Below are 1,602 nucleotides of genomic sequence, written 5' to 3'. Positions count from 1 at the left end.
GGAGTCCGGGGGCGGGCGGGAGGGCGGCGGTGAGGTGGTGCCAGCGGCGGCCGGACCAGCCGACGGCCGTGCCGTCCGGGTGCGGGAGTGCATCCGCCGGCCCCTCGACGGGAGCGGTGTCGAAGGCGAGCGGCCGCCACCGCGCCGGGCCGCCGGCCGCCGCTTCCAGGGTGAGTCGGTCGGTGTCCGGCGCGGTGTCCCACCAGAGGAGGCAGGTGAGGCGCGCCGCGTCGGGCCCCGTCGGGGGAAGGGTGAGCGTGGCGCCGCCCGGGGCCGCCATGCCGGAGAACCAGGCCGTGGCGCCGGTGCCGGCCGGCGGGCGGACCGGGATCGCGCGGGCGAGGCGGTTCGCGGCCGCCACACGCGGGGCCGAGCCGGAGCGCCAGGTGCGGACGGGGTGCACCGAGTTGGCGAGCAGGATCAGGAACGTGTCCGAGTCCGGGTCGAGGACCAGACTGGTGCCGGTGAAGCCGGTGTGCCCTGCGGTGCGGGGACCGGACAGGGCGCCCATGTACCAGCGCTGGTCCAGCTCGAAGCCGAGGCCGTGGGCGTGTCCGGGGAAGTCCTGGTTGACGTCGGTGAGCAGGAGGTCCACGGAGGCGGGGGAGAGGATGCGGGCGGAGCCGTACGCGCCGCCGTCGAGGAGGGTACGGGCGAGGACGGCGAGGTCGCGGGCGCGGGAGAAGATCCCGGCGTGGCCCGCCACGCCGCCCATCGCGTACGCGTTCTCGTCGTGGACCTCGCCCCGGACCATGCCCCGGTCGAGCCGCGCCCACGGCCGGCGGGCGTCCTCGGTGGCGGCCGTCTCGTCCCGCCACGAGAGCGGCGGGACGAAACGCGTGCGGTGCATCCCGAGCGGAGCGGTGATCTCGTCGTGGAGCAGTTCCTCCAGACCGTGACCGGTGATCCGTTCCAGGAGCAGGTGCAGCGCGATCAGGTTGAGGTCCGAGTAGCGGTAGACCGTGCCCGGCGGGTCCGGCGGCGCCTCCTCCCACAGCATCCGCAGCCGCGCCTCCCGGTCCGGCGCCTCGTACAGCGGCAGCTCCGCCCGCAGCCCCGACGTGTGGCCGAGCAGCTGCCGGACCGTGATGCCCGCCTTCCCCGCCCGGCCGAACTCGGGCAGGTAAGCGGCGACCCGCTCCCCGAGCTCCAGCGTGCCCCGCTCCATCTGCCGCACCGCCAGCAGGGAGGTGAAGAGCTTGGTGAGCGAGGCGATGTCGAAGACGGTGTCCGGGGTCATCGGGACCCGCTCCTCCGGCGCCGACTCGACGCCCGTGTCGCTCTCCTCGTCGTACGCGGCCCAGCGCGCCGCCCAGCCGACCGCCCGGTGCAGCGCCACCGTCCGGCCCCGCCCGGCGAGCAGCACCGCCCCCGCGCACCACGGCCGCACGGGCGAGGGCCCGAGGAACGCCCGTACGTCTTCGACCATCCCCTCCAGCTCCCGCGCCAGCAGCCCGGCCTCCTCCGGCGTACCCCACCGCAGGGCACCCCCGTCCGCGCGCCCGCGTCCCGCCTCGTTCATCCGCCCGCCTCCGCGCACCCGACCCGCACGCCCGACTCCGGTCCGTACGCCCCCACCCTCCCCGACGCCGACCTCGTCTC

1 protein-coding gene is annotated in these 1,602 nt (G+C 76.4%); it reads right to left on the bottom strand.

Annotated features, from left to right (window positions below):
* Nucleotides 1-1,602 (bottom strand): serine hydrolase domain-containing protein (locus tag IF73_RS0136955; protein WP_420706618.1); only part of this gene is annotated, 1,602 nt, incomplete at both ends.

Source organism: Streptomyces sp. NRRL F-5727 (genome assembly GCF_000719555.1).
Taxonomy (GTDB): Bacteria; Actinomycetota; Actinomycetes; order Streptomycetales; family Streptomycetaceae; genus Streptomyces.
The sequence above is the reverse complement of the archived record's forward strand: the minus strand, read 5'-3'. Positions and strand labels throughout refer to the sequence as shown.